The organism is Vannielia sp. (assembly GCF_029212645.1).
Classification (GTDB): Bacteria; Pseudomonadota; Alphaproteobacteria; order Rhodobacterales; family Rhodobacteraceae; genus Vannielia.
Genome location: NZ_JARGND010000003.1, coordinates 14937 through 34095 on the forward strand (window position 1 = coordinate 14937; position 19159 = coordinate 34095).

Annotated in this window: 16 protein-coding genes and 1 riboswitch; of the genes, 9 read left to right on the forward strand and 7 right to left on the reverse strand. The window is 62.2% G+C overall.

Features of this window, described 5'->3' with window-relative positions; genetic code table 11:
* Nucleotides 1–212 precede the first annotated feature (212 nt).
* From P1U55_RS01480 to P1U55_RS01495, 4 genes are all read left to right on the forward strand, one after another.
* Complete coding sequence (locus P1U55_RS01480) at nucleotides 213–1898, forward strand: ATP-binding protein (protein ID WP_301045698.1); 1686 nt, start codon at nucleotides 213–215, stop codon at nucleotides 1896–1898.
* Nucleotides 1895–3232: a sigma-54 dependent transcriptional regulator gene (locus tag P1U55_RS01485; RefSeq protein WP_301045699.1), complete on the forward strand. Its 1338-nt coding sequence runs from the start codon at nucleotides 1895–1897 to the stop codon at nucleotides 3230–3232. The genes P1U55_RS01480 and P1U55_RS01485 overlap by 4 nt, the downstream gene beginning before the upstream one ends.
* 131 nt (nucleotides 3233–3363) lie before the next feature.
* Entirely contained in the window at nucleotides 3364–4356 is a 993-nt protein-coding gene (locus P1U55_RS01490) for a TAXI family TRAP transporter solute-binding subunit (RefSeq protein WP_301045700.1), read from the forward strand.
* An 84-nt stretch (nucleotides 4357–4440) separates the two neighbouring features.
* Nucleotides 4441–6624, forward strand: a complete 2184-nt coding sequence (locus P1U55_RS01495) for a TRAP transporter fused permease subunit (protein WP_301045701.1) — start codon at nucleotides 4441–4443, stop codon at nucleotides 6622–6624.
* A gap of 122 nt (nucleotides 6625–6746) precedes the next feature.
* Here the strand turns inward: P1U55_RS01495 and lptD are convergent, their stop codons facing one another.
* The 3 genes from lptD to lptF are packed head-to-tail and all read right to left on the reverse strand — an operon-like array spanning nucleotide 6747 to nucleotide 11340.
* The gene (gene lptD, locus P1U55_RS01500) at nucleotides 6747–9122 is read right to left on the reverse strand and encodes an LPS assembly protein LptD (protein ID WP_301045702.1); all 2376 of its coding nucleotides are present in this window, start codon (nucleotides 9120–9122) and stop codon (nucleotides 6747–6749) included.
* A complete protein-coding gene (gene lptG / locus P1U55_RS01505; RefSeq protein WP_301045703.1) occupies nucleotides 9122–10219 on the reverse strand; it encodes an LPS export ABC transporter permease LptG in 1098 nt (365 codons plus the stop codon). The genes lptD and lptG overlap by 1 nt, the downstream gene beginning before the upstream one ends.
* The gene (lptF, locus tag P1U55_RS01510; RefSeq protein WP_301045704.1) at nucleotides 10216–11340 is read right to left on the reverse strand and encodes an LPS export ABC transporter permease LptF; all 1125 of its coding nucleotides are present in this window, start codon (nucleotides 11338–11340) and stop codon (nucleotides 10216–10218) included. Before lptF ends, lptG begins: the two co-directional genes overlap by 4 nt.
* A gap of 275 nt (nucleotides 11341–11615) precedes the next feature.
* Here lptF and P1U55_RS01515 point away from each other — a divergent pair, with 275 nt between their 5' ends.
* Together P1U55_RS01515 and P1U55_RS01520 are read left to right on the forward strand one after the other, a co-directional pair.
* Nucleotides 11616–13076, forward strand: a complete 1461-nt coding sequence (locus P1U55_RS01515) for a leucyl aminopeptidase (protein ID WP_301045705.1) — start codon at nucleotides 11616–11618, stop codon at nucleotides 13074–13076.
* A 5-nt stretch (nucleotides 13077–13081) separates the two neighbouring features.
* Complete coding sequence (locus P1U55_RS01520) at nucleotides 13082–13543, forward strand: DNA polymerase III subunit chi (RefSeq protein WP_301045706.1); 462 nt, start codon at nucleotides 13082–13084, stop codon at nucleotides 13541–13543.
* Between the two features lie 6 nt (nucleotides 13544–13549).
* Here the strand turns inward: P1U55_RS01520 and P1U55_RS01525 are convergent, their stop codons facing one another.
* Nucleotides 13550–13999 carry an Lrp/AsnC family transcriptional regulator gene (locus P1U55_RS01525; protein WP_366942999.1) on the reverse strand — a complete coding sequence of 150 codons (450 nt, stop codon included), beginning with the start codon at nucleotides 13997–13999 and terminating at the stop codon, nucleotides 13550–13552.
* 103 nt (nucleotides 14000–14102) lie between these two features.
* Here P1U55_RS01525 and rocF point away from each other — a divergent pair, with 103 nt between their 5' ends.
* Nucleotides 14103–15029, forward strand: coding sequence for an arginase (gene rocF, locus P1U55_RS01530; protein WP_301045707.1), 927 nt, complete (start codon nucleotides 14103–14105; stop codon nucleotides 15027–15029).
* A gap of 53 nt (nucleotides 15030–15082) precedes the next feature.
* On the forward strand, nucleotides 15083–16132 hold the full coding sequence (locus P1U55_RS01535) for an ornithine cyclodeaminase (RefSeq protein ID WP_301045708.1): 1050 nt from the start codon (nucleotides 15083–15085) through the stop codon (nucleotides 16130–16132).
* A gap of 9 nt (nucleotides 16133–16141) precedes the next feature.
* Here P1U55_RS01535 and P1U55_RS01540 read toward each other — a convergent pair whose 3' ends face one another.
* Nucleotides 16142–16723 carry a TIGR02281 family clan AA aspartic protease gene (locus P1U55_RS01540; protein ID WP_301045709.1) on the reverse strand — a complete coding sequence of 194 codons (582 nt, stop codon included), beginning with the start codon at nucleotides 16721–16723 and terminating at the stop codon, nucleotides 16142–16144.
* Nucleotides 16724–16755: 32 nt separating this feature from the next.
* Entirely contained in the window at nucleotides 16756–17367 is a 612-nt protein-coding gene (locus tag P1U55_RS01545; protein WP_301045710.1) for a MarC family protein, read from the reverse strand.
* A gap of 174 nt (nucleotides 17368–17541) precedes the next feature.
* Nucleotides 17542–17687, forward strand: a riboswitch (FMN riboswitch).
* 73 nt (nucleotides 17688–17760) lie between these two features.
* On the opposite strand from P1U55_RS01545, the gene P1U55_RS01550 reads away from it, so the two are divergent.
* Entirely contained in the window at nucleotides 17761–18192 is a 432-nt protein-coding gene (locus tag P1U55_RS01550) for a 6,7-dimethyl-8-ribityllumazine synthase (RefSeq protein WP_301045711.1), read from the forward strand.
* On the opposite strand, the gene P1U55_RS01555 is transcribed toward P1U55_RS01550, so the two are convergent.
* Nucleotides 18189–19127, reverse strand: coding sequence for an alpha/beta fold hydrolase (locus P1U55_RS01555; protein WP_301045712.1), 939 nt, complete (start codon nucleotides 19125–19127; stop codon nucleotides 18189–18191). The two genes, P1U55_RS01550 and P1U55_RS01555, sit on opposite strands and share 4 nt — an antisense overlap.
* Between the last annotated feature and the right edge of the window lie 32 nt (nucleotides 19128–19159).

Genomic DNA, 19159 nt, shown 5'->3' on the forward strand with positions numbered 1-19159 from the left:
CGCTGGAAACGGCGCGGGGGTTTTCTTTTGGCGGTTAGGGGAGTGCGGGGGATGGGGCCGCGCAGGGGGCGAGGGGCTGCCTTGCGGAAATCCGCAGACGCCATTTGCGGGCGGGTTTTCGAACCATTTACATATCGCGCCGCCTCGTTCCACAGTGGTCAAACAGGGAGGGCGTGATGCAAGAGAGCGATGTCGGGGGCCAGAAAAGGCGTATGCGCAAGAGCATTTTGAGCCTGCTGATCGCGACGGTTGTGCTGGCAACATTGGCAGTTTCGTTCGGCGCATACCGCTATTTTGAGCGCCTTGAGACACTGGCGGCCTCAAACCGGATGGAATTTTATCTGCGGTCCCTGAATGAAGCCTTTCGCCAGCACCAACACCTGCCGTTCGTTCTGGCGCGCGATCCGCGTTATTCAGACACGCTGGACCCGGAGGACATTGACCCAGACTTAAATGCCCGCCTGCGCCAACTTGCTGAGGAGGCCAAGCTGGAAGCGATCTACTTGATGGATGACACCGGCGTTGTACTGGCGGCATCCAACGCCGGTTTGCCGAACAGTTTCCTTGGGCAGAACTATGGGTTCAGGCCCTATTTTACCGAAGCCCTTGCGGGCCAGCGCAGTGATTACTTTGCGATCGGGGCGACCTCTGGACGGCCCGGATATTTTGTTGCCGAACCTGTGAGCTATGCGTCAGGGGCGCAAAAGGGTGTGATTGCCATCAAGCTGGATGTCAGCGAGTTGCAGCGCTCCTGGGAAAGCGGCGCGGATACGGTTGTTGCCATAAACGAGGACAACATCATTGTTTTGGCGTCAAACCCGGACTGGTTGTATCGCCCGATCCGTGAGCTTGAGCCGCAGGTCAGACAGAGGATCCTTGAAAGCCGACAATTCGAGAACGAACTCCCCCCGCCGTTGCAGTGGACCGCCAAGACCGACACGAGGATCGTGGTTGAGGGGATCGGGTATATTGTGGCGATAGGGCAGGCGGATTGGCGGGGTTGGTCGGTTTACCACTTACAGCCCGAATCTGTTGTGGCAAAGCAAACCATTGTAATCACGGTGCTATTTGGGAGCATTATAGCTCTGCTGGTGGGGTTTGCGACCTTTCTGCGCTCTCGCCGGATTGCGCTGGCCTATGCCGCATCGGAGCGCCAGCGCGTTGCGCTTACAAACACCAACCTCAAGCTCGAAAAGGCCCAGGCTGACCTTGCGCGCAGCGCCAAACTTTCGGCGCTGGGGCAACTTGCGGCCTCGGTAACGCATGAGTTGGGGCAACCGATCAGCGCGTTTCGCAATCACCTGACAGCCGCCGAAATCAATGGAGAGATCACCTCTCCAAGCACGGCCAGAAGCCTGACAAATCTGGTGGACCGGATGGAATCCATCACCAAACAGTTCAGGTATTTTGCCCGAGGGCGGACAAGTGACAAACTGCGGGTGGATCTTGCTGATGTTCTTGGGGAAGTCCTGAATTTGCTCAGGGCTGATTTCAAGGCGGCGGGCGTTGTTTTGCGGGTGAGCCCGCCGGTGCCTCCGGTTGAGGTGAAGGCAAACAAGGTGCTGTTGGAACAAGCGCTTACCAACCTTTTGACCAACGCCCTGCACGCGGTTGAAAACGAGCCTGACCCGGAGGTTAGCGTTGAGGTGACATCTGGCGACGGGCATACTGAGCTCAGAATTTCCGACAACGGCCCCGGCCTTGGCGGGGTGAGCCTTGCGGATATTCAGGAGCCGTTTTTCAGCACCAAGCCCTCCGGTATCGGGATGGGGCTTGGTCTGGCAATTACGACTGAAATTATCAAGGATCACGGCGGTGAATTGACCCTTGGTTCAACCGCCAAGGGGGCGGAATTTATCGTCCGGCTTCCGGTATTGCTGAATGGAGATGCAGAATGAAAAAGGCACGCGTTCTCGTTGTGGATGATGACCGGGAGTTGCGGGTTTCGCTGGCGCATCTGTTGGAAAGTGTGGGCTATGAGGTTTTGCTTGCGCAGGATGGCCCACAGGGGCTGAAAGCGATCCCGACCGAACACCCCGACGCCATTTTGAGCGATGTGCAGATGCCGGGCATGGATGGGATGGAGTTTCAGGCCAGGGTGCGTGATATTTGCCGGGTTCCGGTGATCATGATCACGGCGCATGGTGATATTCCGATGGCTGTGGATGCGTTGCAGGCCGGGGCTTACAGCTTTGTCGAAAAACCGTTTGAGCCGCGTCGCTTGCTGGGCATCCTGAAAAACGCAATCCAGTTGAAACAACTGACTGATAGTGCCGCGATGCTGAAGGATCGGCTGGCTGAATTGACAGATCTGGAACGGATATTGATCGGCAACAGCCCGCAGATCGTGGCGGTTCGGGACATGATCTTTGATTTCGCGGCCAGCACGGCAAGTGTGCTGATCCTTGGCGAAACCGGAACCGGCAAAGAGCTGGTGGCCCGCGCGCTGCATGATCTGGGCACGGCCTCTACCGCGCCGTTTGTTGCGGTAAATTGTGCGTCTATTCCGCCGGAACGCTTTGAGGAAACCGTTTTTGGGACCGTCACCAACCCGGACGGGCTATTGAGCGGGGCCAATGGCGGCACCCTGTTTCTGGATGAGCTTGGGTCGATGCCGTATGACTCGCAGTCAAAACTGCTGCGGGCCATTGAAACCAAGCAATATCATAGGGTTGGCGAAACGCAGATGCGGTCGGTCGAGCTGCGGGTGATCAGCGCGGCGACGGAAAACATCCTGTCAAATTCGGAAGGGCTGGAGTTTCGTGAGGACTTGCTGTTTCGACTGAATACCCTGGCTATTCCGCTGCCGAGCCTGGCTGATCGTGGCGAAGATGTGCTGTTGTTGTTCCGCCATTACATGGCCCGGCTCAGCCAGCTTTATGAGTTGCCCACGCCTGAGCTTACCCCTGACGATATGGCGACGCTGATGTCTTACCACTGGCCGGGCAATGTGCGGGAGTTGCAAAATGTGGCGGAGCGGCGGGTCTTGGCCGAACGGCGTGGAGGCGGGTCGGTGCGGCGGGCGATTGCGCTTCAGTCCTCTCGGGAAACCGTTCCCGAGACGCTGCGCGAGGCGGTGGCCGCGTTTGAGCGCGAAGTGATCGGGCGCGCCATCAAGGACGAGGGCGGGCGTATGGATGACGTGGCCGCCTTGTTGGGTATCGGGCGGCGGACATTGAATGAAAAGATCGTGAAACTGGGCCTCGATAAGGAAGCGCTGTTGAGCAGTTGAGGGCGGCCTGCGGAAATCCGCAGGGCACTTTTTTACGATGCGCGGATTATTTCATACCATGCGACGCGAGATTTTTGCATGAATGGGGCACTGTTTTTCGTAACGAACCGACTTTCCAGGGAGGAAAACCGATGAAAATGTTGAAAGCGCTCGTGCTGGGCGTAGGTATCGCGGCTTCTGGCAGCGCTTATGCGCAAGAGTCCGATTATGTGTTGAACACGGCGTCCACAGGCGGGACGTACCATCCGGTTGGCACCGCAATCTCGACCTTGTCGAAGATCAAACTGCTTCCGACAGAGAAGTTCTCGTTGACGGCCGTGAACTCGGCCGGGTCTGCCGCGAACGTTCAGGCCTTGTCTGCCGGCACCGCTGACTTTGCGATCTTGCAGGGGCTTTATGGCTCTTACGCTGTTACCGGCACCGGGCCGGTCAGTGAGCCACAGGCCAATCTGCGGTCGGTGACGATGCTGTGGCAAAACGTGGAGCAGTTTGTTGTCCCGGTCGACAAGGCGGAAACCGGCACGGTCTCTGACCTCAAGGCGATGAAGGGCATGTCTGTGGGCATGGGCAAGGAGAACTCGGGCACGATGGGATCGAACGAGGTTCTATTGTCTGGTCTGGGCCTTGCCTTGGAGGACTTCACGCTTGTTTCGGCAGGCTACGGCCCGACAGCCGATGCGCTGGCGAACGGTCAGGTGGTTGCCGCAGGCATCCCCTCTGGGCCGCCCACAGGCGCGATCACCAAGCTCTTTGCGTCTAACGAAGGCAAGTTCACCATCCTTGATGTGACCGATGAAGAGAATGCTGCAATGGACGGGGGCCGTAACCTTTGGGTGCCTTACACGATTGCGGCAGGCACCTATCCCGGCCAGGAGAAGGATGTGCACACGATTGCGCAGCCGAACTTTTTGGCGGTGAATGCATCGGTGGATGAAGAGCATGTGTATATGTTGACCAAAACGATGTTTGAGAACCTGCCCTTCCTTCAATCCATCCACCCGGCCACCAAGGCCATGGCGCTGGACAAGGCGATGGCTGGTTTGCCCGCGCCTCTGCATCCCGGAGCGGCACGCTATTACACCGAAATGGGTCTGGAAATTCCAGAAAACCTGATCGCGAAATAAGCAAACACGCTCAAAAATAATGGCCAGAGGCCGCCAGGATTCCGGCGGCCCTGGTTGACTTGACGTCCGGGAGGGGACTTTGAGATGACCCAGAAAACAGATTTCGCGCTGTCATCACGTGGCACCCTGCTGGACCTGCCAAAGGGAAGGTGGGGACCACGCCAGATTGTTCTGATCTTCGCGCTTCTCTTTGCGATCTGGCATATCCTGACAAATGTTTACCTAGCGGAACCGGGGCTGTGGCAAAACGCCATTCACTTCGCGGGGTTTGCCTTTATCGTTTCTGTCACACGAAGCCCCTGGGGCCATCGCTCGGATGAAACATGGGCCTGGGTTGTGGACACGCTCTATGGCCTTGCGGTTGCGGCGGCGGCTCTTTGGGTCGCCTACGCCGAATCCGGGCTTTATGAACGCTCGCTCGCGGTGACCGGGCAGGGGTGGCAATTTACGGTTGTTGACTGGGCTGCCGGGGTGTTGCTGATCTTTGCCTGTATTGATCTTTCGCGCCGGGTTGCGGGGTGGGTCATTCCGATTTTGATCGTTTTGGCGCTGAGCTATATCCTGTTTCTGGGGTCGATGATGCCCGGCGTCTTTCGGGCCGCCAGCCTGCCGCTGGACGATGTTTTGTTTCGGACGCTTTACAACGACGAAGGTATGTTTGGCATCCTTGCCGAAATATCCGTGACCAACATCACCTTGTTCATGATCTTCGGCGGGTTTCTGGTGGTTTCAGGGGCCAGCAACTTTGTGATCGAATTGTCCAAGGTTGTGGCTGGAAGGATCAAGGGCGGGGCCGCCTTTGTGGCGGTGATTTCCTCTGCGTTGACCGGCACAATCTCTGGCTCTGCCATTGCCAATACGGCCTCCACCGGGGTCATCACCATCCCGTTGATGAAGGCAAACGGGTTTCGCCCGCAATTTGCCGCCGGGGTTGAGGCGGCCGCGTCGACCGGGGGGCAGTTGATGCCGCCGATCATGGGCGCAGGTGCCTTTGTGATGGCCAGCTATACCTCTATTCCTTACGGCACGATTGTTGCGGTTTCTGTTGTTCCGGCGATCCTTTACTTTCTGTCGGTGGCGTTCATCGTGCGCATTGAAGCTGTCAAATACGACGCGGGCGGCGAGATGGATCTGACCGTTGACAAGGGCAAGCTGATGTCTGGCGGACTGGTTTTTGTGATCCCTTTGGCGGTGATGATCTGGTTGCTGCTTTCGGGGGTGACCCCGGCCTACGCCGCGTGCTGGGCGATTGCCGCGGTGATCCTGACCTCCTGGGCCACAAGCCTTTTGGCGCGGCTCATCACCAACGGGTCATTCAAATCAATTGACATGGGCGTGGCGAAGATTTCCGAGGCCCTTGCCAGCGGTATCCGTTCGGCGATGATGACCGCGATCCTGTTGACCGCGATCGGGATCATGAACAACGCCATTGTCACAAGTGGCGTTGGCAACGGGTTTTCGCTGATGATTGCACAGTGGTCGCAGGGGTCGATGGCGCTTGCGATTGTGCTGATCGCGCTGGCCTCGCTGGTTTTGGGCATGGGTCTGCCGGTGACGGCGGCCTACATCATTCTGGCGATTCTCACCGCTCCGGCGCTGGCGGGCATCATGGCCGATGGCCTGATCGTTGAGCAACTGGTCAATGGCATTGCAGACCCGGCCAAGGCGGGCTTGTTCTTCCTTGTCGAGCATCCGCTGGCCGCCCAGGTCGCGGACGGGATGACAAGGGCTGAAGCCTGGGAGTTGATGGCGGCGGTGCCTTTCGAGATTGCGGTGACCATTCGGCCTGTGTTGGTTGATCCGACCTTGCAAATGACCTTCCTGTTGACCGCGCATCTGATCATTTTCTGGCTGAGCCAGGATTCCAACGTGACCCCGCCGGTGTGTCTGGCGGCGTTTGCCGCTGCTGGCATCGCCGGGTCCCGCCCCATGGCGACCGGGTTCGAGAGTTGGAAGATCGCCAAGGGCCTTTACGTTGTGCCGCTTCTCTTTGCCTACACGCCGTTGATTTCGGGGGATATTTCGCAGGTTCTCCAGATCGGGTTTTTCTCGCTCTTCGGGATTTATGCGACCTATGCCATGATCCAGTGGTATGCCGAGGGCCCGGTTGGCTGGCTGAGCGTGCCGCTCTTTGTTGTGGGGGGCATTGGCGCATATTGGCCGCTGGCATGGCTTCCCAATATCGCCGGCGCTATTGCGGTTGTTGCGGCGATCGTCCTTTCGACCCGCGCGAGGGGTGTTGAAACCGTTAAGGCGCGGGCCGCTTGACCAAGGCGACGGGCGGTTGAGCGTGGGATCGGTGACGGGCGGCTCAGCCGGGATGGCGCGCGCGGTGTGTCGGGCTACGGCGGGTTTGCCGCTCAGGGGGCGCGGGCGATGAGGCAGGCGGTTTAGTTGGCACATCCGCGTGCAAGCGCCTGTCCAGAGCTGCGCCCGGCACCAAAGCCGGTGAGCGAGACTTGCAGGCCGATATCGGTGGTGGCCTCAACCTGCGTTGAGCTGGTGAAGCGGCGCGAGACGGAAAGATCGACCTCCACACATTCGTTGCGCCACTCGATGCCTAGCTCGGCGCTGGCGGCGCGGTCGGCCTCGATATCGTAGCGGTAATCGAGCGAGACCAGCCAGTTATCATCAATCTGGTAGGCGCTATCCATGGTGATCTCGTTCACATCATCCGGGCGCTCTTCAAGGGCATTGGCCTCAAGCCAGATGTAGCTGCCCGAAAGCGCGAGCCTGTTGCTTGACCAGGAGGCGCGCAGCTCATTGCGATCAAAGGAAAAATCATCGTCAAACAAGGCGCGGTTGGTGAGGGTCAGCCGGTTTGGAAACTGGACCTGCACAGCCGCCAGCCAATTGGAGCCGGTGCCCTCCAGCGCCGGGTAGCCGGTGAACTGGCCTAGATCCTCGGCCCGCAGGATGCGCCCGAGGGTGACGCCCATGGTCCAGCCGCGCGCGTCATAGCGCGTCCAGCCGAGGCCAAGATTGGCCCGCAGCCCGCGTTCATAGACATCGCCACCGGGGAAGCGGTCCAGCGCAAAGAGGTTGCCCTCATCCAGCTCCAGCAGGGTGCTTTCATCATTGGGCAGGTCAATGTCGCTCTCGGGGGTCCAGGCGAGCTGCACCACAGGTTCGAGGATATGGGTGGCGCGCGGGCTGCGGCGGATGAAGGGCCAGCGCAGCTCTACGGCGGCCTGCGGGGTGACGAGGAACTCAGACTCGGGATAGGCGGCATCCTGGCTGACATGGGTATAGTCAAAATTCAGCGCGCCGATGGCGCCCAGCATCATGCCGTTGTCAAACAGCCAGTCGCGCCGCCAATCCAGCCGGGCCGAGGCGCGGGATACATCGCGTCCGTCAACGATGCTGTCATCGTCGCCGCTGTCAAAGGCAAGATTAGAGCGGCGGTAATGGCTGTGGGCCTCCAGCATCCACCCGGCAGAACCGCCAAGCCACGCAGGCGGGGTGAAGCGCTTTTCCCATGAGATATCGGCCACGATGGTGGGCTGGGTTTCGTTGCTTTCCCCGTCACGCAGGGAGCGGTAGCCGGTGAGCACGGCAGAAATGTTCTCATCCCGGCGGGTGCGGGTGAGGGAGATCTCGCTATCGAGGCGGTCCTTGTCGGAGTAGTCGTAATCGAGCAGGTAGCCCCGGTCGGAGACGGTTTCGATATCAAAGGCGAGGGTGAAGCCGCGTGGCAGCTCGAAGGTGCCCTCGCCAAAGAGGTAGCTGCGCTGCTCGTCGGGGCGGATGCTGTCGGTGCTGATCGCGCCTTCAAAGGTGAGGGAGCCGGTGCGGAAGGCGCGGCGAAAGCGCCCCTCCAGCGTGCGGGTGGAGGAGGTGGACACATAGGGGGTTAGCGTGAGGTCGGCGTGATCGCCCATCCGGATGAAATAGGGGATCTTGATCCCCACCCCAAGGGCATCGGTCGAGCGGTAGGAGGGGGCCAGAAAGCCGGTGGCGCGCTTTAGCGTCGGGTCCGGCAGGCGCAGGCGCGGCAGGTAGAGGATAGGCACCCCGGCAACCTCGAAGCGGGCCTTGTCAAAGTAGAGCTGGCGCGCCTCCTCATCATGGATGATCCGCTTGGCCCGGATACGCCAAAGCGGCACCGGGCGGTCCTTGCAGACCTGGCAGGTGGAAGCGACGGTTTTCCAGAGCTGGGTGTAGCGGCCATTGACGCGGTGGATTTCGGCCGCCGCAAGCTGAAGCTGCTGGCCCAGCACCATGCGGGCGGAGCGCAGGATGCCGTTGCGCAGATCGGTGGAAAGTTCGGCCTGATCGGCCAGCAGCAGCGTGTCTTCGCCCTGTTGCAGCACGATGGGGCCGGTAAGGATGAGCTGATCGGAGGTGCGATCATAGATGATGCCCGCCGCAGTGAGCCGCGCATCCCCCTGCACCACCTCGACATTGCCGGAGGCGATCAGCCGGTCGTTACCATCAATCTCGACCCGGTCGGCCAGCAGCACGGCGGGGGTATCTTGTGCGCTGGCGGCGGGGGCGCAGAGAACGAGGAGGGTGAGCGCAGCGAGGCGACGAGGGGGCCCCGCGAGCGCAGCGAGCAAACGAGTGGCGGTGAGCGCAGCGAGCAAACGAGTGGCGGTGAGCGCAGCGAGCAAACGGGTGGCGACGAGCGTAGCGAGCAAACGGGTGGCGGTGAGCGTAGCGAGCAAACGGGTGGCGGTGAGCGTAGCGAGCAAACGGGTGGCGACGAGCGCAGCGAGCCAGCGGGTGGCGCGCCCGAGCGCAGCGAGGCGGTGGGGAGCGCGCATCAGCCGTCCTCCAGGTGCAAGAGCAGCGCGAGCGAAGCGAGCACCCCGGCCACGGGTGGGGTCCACGCGGCAACGGCAACGGGGATTTGGCCGTTCTCCCCCAATATCTGTGCAAAGTTGCGGATGAAGTAGAGGCCAAGGCCGAACATCAGCGCCAGAAGCACCATCACCCCGGTGCGCCCGAAGCGGGTGTGGCGCATGGTGAAACCTGCGCCGATCAGCACCATGGCCACCAGAAACAGCGGCATGGCCAGCTCCATTTGCAGCCAGACACGGTGCAGGCGGGCGGAAAATCCGGCGTTTTCGAGGTTGTCGATGAAGGCGGGCAACTCCCAGATCGGAATGGCGGAGGGGGTGCCGAAACTGTCGCGAATCTGGTCGCGGGTGAGGGTGGAGGGCACCTCCAGCATGGCTTTCCGGGTGGCGGCGGCTTCGGGGTTTGCCACCCCGTCGAGCGGCCAGATCTTGGCGTTGCTCACCGCCCAATGGCCCGGCTGAAGCTCGGCGCGGGCGGCTTCGATGCGCTGCACCGGCCCGCCTTCGGGGGAAAAGCTGAGGAAGGTCACGCCTTCAAACACCGTGCCATCAAGGTTGGCGCGGGCGGCGCGGATCACGGTTTGCCCCTCGGTGCCGCCCTGGCGCAGCCAAAGCCCTTCTTCCGAGATTGACAGCACCGAACCGTCATTGGATTTCAAATCGGCCGCGCGTTGCTCATATTGCACTTGGGTTGCCGCCACGATCGGGTTGAAGGCGGCCACGCCGAGGCTGCCCACCAGAATGGCCACCGCGACAGGGGCATTCAAGGCGCGGATCGCGGAGCGCCCGGAGGCGCGGGTGACGACCAGCTCTGAGCTGCGCGCGAGGCCGAGAAACAGCACAAGCGTGGCCAGCAACACCACCAGCGGCAGGATGCGATAGAGCGTTTGGGGCACAGAGAGCAGCGAAAGCTCCAGCGCCGCGCCCATCCCAAGCCCGGCATCAGAAAAGCGGCGCAGCTGCTCCACAAGGTCAAGCAGCGTGAGCAGGATCGCAAACACCATGAACACCCCTAGCAGGGCGATGGCGAACTTGCGCGCAAAGTAGAGGTGCAGCGTCATGTGGCGGCCTCCCGCCTGCGTTTAAACAGGAACGGACGGTCGGCAAAAAAGAGCAGCGCACCAGAGATCGCGAGGCCGACCACGATGGGCAGGTAGACCAGCGGCCAAAGCGCGACATCCTCGCGGGCGGCCCCGGCGGTGGCGGTTTCGAGCACCTGAACCAGCACCAGAAGGCCAATCGCCAGCAGGATTTGCCGCCAGACCCCAAAGCGCGAGAACCCGCCGAGCAGCAGGGTGGCAAAGCCAAGCAGGGTCGCGATGAGCGCGGTGAAGGGCTGGGCGATGCGCAGGTGCGCCTCATAGGTGAACGCGGCCTTGCTGGAGCGGGTGATCTCAAGCACCTCGGGGGCGGCGCGAAACAGTGCAGGCGTGGAATATTGCCGGGGATCGGAGCGGGTGAACTCAGTCGCCGTGATCAAGGCCCCGATATCATAGGCAAAATCGGCAAATGACGTGATAAAGAGCCGCTCGGTATCGGTATCGAGCGTTTGGGCGATGCCATCGAGCATCACCAGCTTTGGCCCGGTCTCGTGGCGCACCAGCAGGGCGCTGCGGGCGGTATAGGTGACCGAGCTTTCCGGGTTGCGGGTATCGGCCAGAAACACATCTCGCAGCTCGCCCTGGGGCGAGATTTCACGGATGTAGAAGGTGATCCCGTCGGCGGGGTGCAAAAACTGCCCTTCGGTGAGAAAGCGGGAGGTGATATTATTGGCGATCTCGGCCTGGCGCTCGGAAAGCTGGGTGCGCGAGACCGGCACCAGCACATGCACCAGCACCGCCATCAGCAGCGTGACGAAAAGGCCAAAGATCAGCACCGGGCGGGCCATTCGCCAGGCCGAAAAGCCGGTGGCCTGAATGACCACCAGCTCTGATTCTGAAGCGAGCCGGTTGGTGGCGTAAACCGTGGCCACGAAGGCCGCCATGGGCAGCACAAGGCGGATCACATTGGGCAGCGAGAGCGCGGTGAACTCCACGAAGACCCCGAAAGACTGGCCATCGGCGATCACCTGGTCAAACAGGATCACCGCGCGGTTCACCCAATAGACCGACACCAGCACCAGTGCGAAGAAGCCAAAGAGCACGGTGAGCTGTGACAGGATGTAGCGGTCGTATTTCGGCACGCGGTGGTCACCCGGGTTTGTTGCTCTTGATTGCGGGAAATCTATAGGAACGGCGGCGGCGGGAAAACCGTTAATGCGGGCGGGGCCGGGCGTGGGCCGAAAATGCGGTGTCCGGGGGTGGCAGAGGGGCTGAGCCAGCGTGCGCCGGGCTTGGCGTGGGGCGAGGGGAGGGGCGAGGAGAGGGCGGGGCGCGGCTTTGTTGCCGTCAGCCCTTTTCCTTTTGCCCCGTTTCGCACTAGCTTGCCGCCAACAGACACACCGCCAAGGAGCGCACCATGACCGATTTGCCCCGTTTCACCATCACCGAGACCGATATCGAGACCATTGCCGAGGCAGAAGGCCGGGTGGTGGTGCTGGTGCCAGAGGGCGGCCAGCTTGATATTGCCGCCCGCCGGGTGAACCGGCAGACCAAGGGCGCGCTCAAGCGGTTTATTGAAAGCGAGGCCTTTGCCAAGCTGGAGGAAGGCGCGGCAAAGGATCTGGCGTTCCCGGCGGGCATGGCGGCAGAGGCGGTGCAGGTGATCCGGCTGGCCCGCCGCCCCTCCGTGGAGGACGCGCGGTTGGCGGGTGCGGCGATTGGCAAGGCGGCGGGTGCGGGGCCGGTGCTGGTGCTCGCGGGGGCCTGCCTCAAGGCGGAAGAGGTGCTGCTTGGCGCGGTGCTGGGGGCCTATGACTACGTTGAGATGACCTCGAAAGAGGCGAAAGACCCGGCCGAGATCACCCTGATGGTCTCAAAGCCCGAAGAGGTAAACGGCGACGCGTTGAAGGCCGTGGCCGAGGGCGTGATCTTCACCCGAGATCTGGTGAATGCGCCTGCCAACCATTTGACAACCATCAGCTTTGCCGACCGCCTGAAAGCCCTGGAGGGCGATGGGCTGACGGTGGAAGTGCTGGAAGAGCCAGAGCTGGAAGAGCTGGGCATGGGCTGCTTGCTGGGCGTTGGCATTGGCTCGGAAACGCCGACCAAGGTGGTGGTCATGCAGTGGAATGGCGGCGGCGATGAAGCCCCGTTGGCGCTGGTGGGCAAGGGCGTGGTCTTTGACACCGGCGGCATCTCGATCAAGCCCGCGGCGGGCATGGAAGACATGACGATGGACATGGGCGGCGCGGGCGTTGTTTCGGGGGTGATGGCAACGTTGAAGGCGCGCAAGGCGAAGGCCAATGTGGTGGGCCTTGTCGGGCTGGTTGAAAACATGCCCGACGGGCGCGCACAGCGGCCCGGCGATGTGGTGACTTCGATGAAGGGTGACACAGTGGAGGTGATCAACACCGACGCCGAGGGCCGCCTCGTTCTGGCCGATGTGATGTGGTACGCGCAGGAGCGGTTCAAGCCCTGCGGCATGGTTGATCTGGCCACGCTGACGGGGGCGATCATTGTGGCGCTGGGGCACGAAAACGCCGGGGTCTTCTCGAACGATGACACCTTTGCCAATGCCTTCCTGAAGGCGGCAAAGGCCGAGGGCGAGGGCGCGTGGCGGATGCCGCTGGGCAAGGCCTATGCCAAGCAGTTGAAAAGCTCGATCGCGGATGTGAAGAACGTAGGCGCCCGTTGGGGTGGCGCGGTGACGGCGGCGGAATTCCTCCAGCGGTTTGTGCAGGATGGGGTGCCGTGGATGCACCTTGATATTGCCGGGGTGGCCAAGCCCGCCGAAGCGCCCGCACTGGCCCCGAAGGGGGCATCTGGCTGGGGCGTTATGGCGATTAACCGCATGATTGCAGATAGTTACGAGGCGTAATTCACGTGGGAAAGGCGATGTTCTACCACCTGACCCAGAGGCCGCTGGAGGCAACGCTTCCGCAGCTTCTGGACCGCTCGATGAAAGCCGGGTGGAAGGTGGTGGTGCGTGGCCCCAACAGCCAGCGGCTTGACTGGCTGGACGATAAGCTATGGGGCGCGGACGACAGCTTTTTGCCCCATGGCCGCGCGGGCGGGCCGCATGATGCCTTGCAGCCGGTGCTGCTGACAACCGAGGACGCCGCCCCCAACGGTGCCGCCTGCCTGATGGCGGTAGACGGGGCGGCGGTGCGGGCCGAGGAGGTGAACGCGCTGGAACGCGTGTGCATTTTGTTTGACGCACATGACCAGGAGGCGGTGCAGCACGCGCGCGGCCAGTGGAAGGCGCTCACCAGTGCGGGCGTGACGGCGGAATACTGGTCAGAGGAAAGCGGGCGCTGGGAGAAGAAGGCCGAGAGCGGCGGGTGAGGCGGGCTACCGCGCGGCGCGATGGCGCTGGGTGGCGAGCAGCAGGTTGGTTTCGGATTCGGAGATCCCGTCGATCCCGCGCATCTCGGTCAGGGCGGCATCGAAAGCGGGCAGGCTTTCGGCGGCCATTTCAGCGATGAGATCCCATTTGCCGTTGGTCGAATGGATCATCTGGATCGCGGTGATCTTTTGCAATTGGGCGACGATGCGCTGGGTGCGGTGCCCGGCGATCTTGATCAGGGTGATGCCGCGCACCGGGTGATCGAACTCATCGTCGCGCAGCCGGAGGGTGAAGCCCGCGATCACCCCGGTTTCCTGCAACCTTTCGAGCCGGGTGCGCACGGTGGCGCGCGACACTCCAAGCGCTGCGGCCAGATTGGAGAGCGACTCGCGGGCGTTTTGGCGCAGCAGCGCGATCAGGTCTTTGTCACGATTGTCCATATTGGTAAGTTTCACTCCCGTTTTGGGCTGTTTGTCGGCCAATTTGGCCAAGGATGCCACTGTTCTCTGCCGTGAGCGAGGGGAGAATGGGGGCAACGCACGGAATAGGACACCAGATATGACGCATTTTATCCTCCTTGGCGCACCGGTTCAGGAGGGGGCCAGCCAGCCGGGCTGCCAGATGGGCCCCGAGGCGCTGCGCACCGCCGGGTTGCCGCAAGAGCTGGCCAGCCTTGGCCACACGGTTGACGACCGGGGCGATGTGCGCCCGCGGGTGGTTCCGCTGGAAAGGCACCCCAACCCGGCGATCCATCACCTTGATGAGGTGGCGGCCTGGACGGGGGCGCTGGCCGAGGCGGCCTATGGCGCGGCGCGCGACGGCACGCCGATCACCATGGGCGGCGATCATGCGCTGGCGGCGGGCACGGTGACGGGGATCGCCCGCGCGGCGGCGGAGCAGGGCAAGCCGCTGTTTGTGCTGTGGCTTGATGCGCACCCGGATTTTCACCGGCTGGACACCACCGAAAGCGGCAATCTGCACGGCACGCCGGTGGCTTATTTTACCGGGCAGCCGGGGTTTGAGGCGCATTTCCCGCCGGTGGAACACCCGGTTGATCCGGAGAATATTTGCATGATCGGGCTGCGCTCGGTTGATCCTGCCGAGGCGGGCGCGATCATGGCGGCGGGCATCCAGCTGCTTGATATGCGCGCCTTGGATGAGTTTGGCATTGCCGCGCCGTTGCGCGCGTTTCTGGCGCGGGTGAAGGCGGCGGAGGGCTGGCTGCACATCAGCCTTGATGTGGATTTCATTGACCCGACGATTGCGCCCGGCGTGGGCACCACGGTGCCCGGCGGCGCAACCTTTCGCGAGGCGCATCTGATCATGGAGATGGTGGAAGAGAGCGGACTGGCGCGCTCGCTTGATCTGGTGGAGTTGAACCCGTTTCTGGATGAGCGCGGGCGCACCGCCAAGCTGCTGGTGGACCTGACGGCAAGCCTGTTTGGCCGCCGTGTGCTGGACCGGCTGACCGGCAGTTTCCAGTGAGAGGGCTTGGGTGATGTGCGCAGTGAGTTGGATGAAGAGAGCGGTGTAAACCCATGAAAGATAACCTGAATATGGTTCCCTTTGTCAGCGTTGAAAACATGATGCGGCTGGTTCTGGACATTGGGATTGAAACGGCAATGGAGGGGATTGCCGGGTATATCGAGGATGATTTTCGCCGCTGGCCGCTGTTTGACAAAACCCCGCGCGTCGCCTCGCATTCGCAGGATGGGGTGATTGAGCTGATGCCAACTTCGGACGGCATTGATTATGGCTTCAAATATGTAAACGGCCATCCGAAGAACATGAAAGAGGGCTTGCAGACCGTGACGGCCTTTGGCCTGCTGGCCTCGGTTGAGACCGGCTATCCGGTGCTGCTTTCGGAGATGACATTGCTGACGGCGCTGCGCACGGCGGCAACCTCGGCGGTGGCGACGAAGTATCTGGCGCGCAAGGGATCAAGCTGTTTGGCGCTGATCGGCAATGGGGCGCAGTCGGAATTTCAGGCGCTGGCGCTGAAGCGAATTTGCGCGATCACATCGGTGCGGCTTTATGATGCCGACCGCGCCGCCACCCGGAAATGCGCGCGCAACCTTGAGGGCAGCGGGCTGGAGGTGGTGGAATGCGCCACGCCGCAACAGGCGCTGGAGGGCGCGGATGTGGTGACGACCTGCACCGCCGACAAGCAATATGCCACCATCCTGAGTGACAACATGGTTGGCGCGGGCCTGCATATCAACGGGATCGGCGGGGATTGCCCCGGCAAGACCGAGATCCACCGCGATATCCTGCTGCGCTCGGATATCTATGTGGAATACCCGCCGCAGACGCGGATTGAGGGGGAAATTCAACAGCTTGAGGCTGACCACCCGGTGAAGGAGCTTTGGCAGGTTTTGACCGGGGAGATCGAGGGGCGGGCCAACGAACAGGCGATCACGCTGTTTGATGGGGTGGGCTTTGCGATTGAGGATTTCTCGGCGCTGCGCTGGCTGCGCGATGCGCTGGAAACCTCGGATCGGTATGACGAGTTGGACATGATCGCCGACCCGGATGATCCGCGTGATCTTTATGGGATGCTGCTGCGCGAGCGGGCAAGGATGGGCTAAAACGCGGGCTTAGCGTTGCAGCACCATTTGCCCCTGAGAAAAGCTGACCTCGGCAAAGCGGGTGAGGTAGCGCATCCCGAGGAGAGAGCCGTTCATCTCGCCCTCGTTGACCAGCGCGGTGACGCCCCTGTCGGTGATGCCGCCCAGCGTAACCTCATCCAGCCGCACCATGGAGGTGCGCACCATGCCGTTGGCGGTGTTGGCGCGGCCAAAGTAGGTGAGGCTTTCCGGATCAATCCCGGCGGCGCGGGCATCGTCCTGGCTGAGGACGATATCGGTGGCGCCGGTATCGACGACAAAGCGGGTTGGCGTGCCGTTCAGCCCAAGGGTGAGGTAATAGTGGCCATCGGGCGCGATCGGGATCACCACGCGGCCCTCCTCGGCAAAGACCGCCTGTGAGGGGACGAGGGTGCGCTTCACGTCTTGCCAGAGCCCAACGGCGATGATCGCCCCGAGGAAGATGAAAACCCAAAGCGCGGCGTGGCGCAGGGTTTGGCTCCAATTGGTGCGGCCGGACACAAAGAAATAGCTTCCGACGAAGACGCCGAGCAGGACGAGGTAAGCGAGGGAGCCGAAGCTGACTGAGGTCATGGGCAGTATGTAGGGGCCGTTTCGGGGGTTTTCTAGATCAGGCCGGATTGGGCGAGGCCGTCGAGGACGAACTGCACCGAAAGGGCGGCCAGCAGCATCCCGAGCAGGCGGGAGGTGACATTGATCCCGGTGGTGCCCAGCAGGCGGCTGAGCAGCCCCGCCGAGAGGAACAGTGTCAGCACCAGCAGCAAAACGAAGGCCATCACCAGGATCAGCAGCCCGGTTTCGGCCCAGCTTGTGGTTTGCCCGGTGAGCAGGATGATCGAGGCGATGGAGCCGGGGCCTGCGATGAGGGGTGTGGCGAGCGGGAAGATCGACGGATCGGGGCGCTCTTCGTCGGTTTGATCCTCGCGGCGCTTGGTGCGCCGCTCAAACAGCATTTCGAGCGCGGTGAGAAACAAGAGCATCCCGCCGGCGATGCGGAAGGCGGCCATGGAGATGCCGACAAAGTTGAGAACGCGCTCACCCGCCACGGCAAAGAGGGTTAGCACCGATGCGGCAATGATGATGGAGCGCAGCGCGATGGCGCGGCGTTGGGCGGCGCTGTCATCATGGGTGATGGCCGCGAAGATCGGCAAAAGCCCGAGCGGATCGATCACCACGAAGAGGGTGACGAAAGCGGAGATGAGGAAGGCGGTATCCATAGCTGATGGGTAGGCCAAGCGGTGAGATGGGGCAAGGGGGAAGCGGCGCGTGGGGCAGGGCCGGGGCGCGCGGGGGAGATTGGCCCGGTGCGCAAGGGGAGGGGTATTTCAGCGGGGATGCGGGGAGGCGTGCCTGCAACGGCTTGCACCCGCCGGAATTTGCGGCGATGATTGGCGCATTCTCAGGGCGGGGCGAAATTCCCCACCGGCGGTAAGCAGGTGAACCTGTAAGCCCGCGAGCGCCTTCCGGGAGGAAGGGCCAAGCAGATCAGGTGTGATTCCTGAGCCGACGGTCATAGTCCGGATGGAAGAGAATGTGCTGCTGCTTCGCTTTGGGGAAGCGGGCTGGCGCGTGATCGCCTTGGGTGAAGTGTCACGACAAGGGAGATGACCATGACACCCACCCGCTACGCCTTCATCAAGGCGAATTGGCATTCGGAAATCGTTGACCAGGCATTGGTTGGTTTCACGCAGATTATCCCACCCGATCAGGTAGATGTGTTTAATGTGCCGGGGGCCTTTGAGATGCCGCTGTTTGCGCGCCGGCTGGCCAAGACGGGGAAGTACGGGGCCGTTGCGGCGGCGGCTTTGGTGGTGGATGGCGGCATTTACCGGCATGATTTTGTGGCGCAGGCGGTTGTGAACGGGTTGATGCAGGCCGGGTTGGAGGCAGATGTGCCGGTGCTTTCGGTCTCGCTGACGCCGCATCATTTTCAGGAAACCGACCACCACATAGGAATTTACCGCGCCCACTTTGTTGAGAAGGGGCGGGAGGCGGCGCAGGCCGCGCTTGGCGTGACCGGGGCCTTGCGGGCGGCGGGTTAATCGGACGTTGGCGTGGCCAAGATGAAGGCGGTGACGGCGGGCAGGAGGGCCTTGTGCAGGGGCAGGTCCGGGTTGGCGTAGGTCGCAAACGGGTTTCCGGCGATATCGGCTTTCAGCATATGGGTGCCGCCTGTGAGGGTGACGCGCTGCGCTTGGGGCATGGCGGCTTCGAGCAGGTCAGCGTCATGGGGGCGCACCTGGATGTCGGCGTCACCCTGCACGATGAGCGCGGGGCCTTGCCAGCCTTTGGCGAGGGTGGCGGGATCGTGTGAGAACAGGTTGATCATGTAGCGCTGGAGGCCGAGAGAGAAGAGCGGTTGCAGGGCGGGCGAGATGGTGGCGGGATCGCGGGTGCGCCCGGCCTCAAGTTCGCTGACGAGGCTTTTGATTTCGGGCATAAGGGGGGCGTTCATTGGATTGGCCTCGAACTGCTCGATCATAAGCTGCCCGGTTGGCCGCCCCGAGGTTGCCAGCAGGATCAGGCCGCAGAGGTTGTTTGGCGGGGTTTGCGCGGCGAGGAGGGCGACAAGGCCGCCCTCGGAATGGCCCGCGATCCAGACGCAGGGCGCGAGGGTGGCGGCATGGGTGACCCATGCGCGGGCATCCTCGGCGTAGGCGGTGATTGTGACGCTATTGGGGTCAGCGATGGCCTTGGCGCTGCCAAAGAAGCCGCGTTTGTCGATCCGCAGGGAGGGGATGCCGTTATCTGCCAAGCCCTCGGCCAGCAGCTTGTAACTATCTGACGAGAGGCCCATTTGCACCGCGTTTCCATCGCGGTTGGTGGGGCCAGATCCGGGGATGATGACGACGGCGTGCTCAGCCCCGTCAACGGTGATCTGCTCGGCCTCCAGCGGGCCTTCGGGGCCGGGGATTTGCACTGGCTCAGCCATGGCGAGTGCGGGAAAGAGCAGGGGGATAAGGCAAGTGAGGCGCATGGAACCCTCCGGGTGGGTGCGCTTATGCCTAT